1 protein-coding gene is annotated in these 676 nt (G+C 30.5%); it reads right to left on the bottom strand.

What is annotated here, in order from left to right; translation table 11 throughout:
* Positions 1-182: 182 nt before the first annotated feature.
* Positions 183-608, bottom strand: coding sequence for a hypothetical protein (locus tag FLJC2902T_RS15400; protein WP_155958929.1), 426 nt, complete (start codon positions 606-608; stop codon positions 183-185).
* Positions 609-676 lie beyond the last annotated feature (68 nt).

Here is a 676-nt window from a genome sequence, read left to right as displayed (position 1 = left end):
GTTAGGTTCTTGAATTCACCATTGTTGGTTTAATATTGTGCATAACGTCCCGCCAGCTTGCTGCAGGTGGGGTTTTGTTTTCCCAAAAGTATCAATTTAAGATTAAGTTTACAAATACAAAACCAACATTAAATTTAGCCTTAAAGCCCCACTTGCAGCAAACTGCTGTTAGCAGTAGTGCTTTAGTTATCTGATAAAATTTTAAATATATAACTAAAGATTAATAAAATAGGCAAAGCCAACCAAGCTGTAAAAACTAATTCTAGTCCATTTTGTCCATCGGAAACGTAGCATAAAGTTTTTCCACTTGTAAAAAATGAAGCGAGACTTGCTTGTATAAAAATGTATTCTAATAAATTAAAGAATATTAGTTTCGTTTTTAATGATTGTTGATTTTTATTACTCTTTAAATCTTTAATAAATAATAAAGGTAAAAGTAGCATTCCGATCCAAGTTATATACCAAATTAGTTTCCACGAATTAGAACATTCGATTCCAATTTTAGTAAATAACATTTGCATTCCTAATAATAACATTGCAGTAAATCCTGGAATAAAAAATCCAACCGCACAAAAAATTAGAGTTGATTTTAAAAAATTGTATTTCAATATTTCGTATGTTTATTAGTGTCGTTTTCGCAATTTTGGACGCATTACTGCTAACGTCCCGCCGGCTT

The organism is Flavobacterium limnosediminis JC2902 (genome assembly GCF_000498535.1).
In the GTDB taxonomy this organism is placed as follows: Bacteria; Bacteroidota; Bacteroidia; order Flavobacteriales; family Flavobacteriaceae; genus Flavobacterium; species Flavobacterium limnosediminis.
This window is presented reverse-complemented; position numbering and strand designations above follow the sequence as displayed.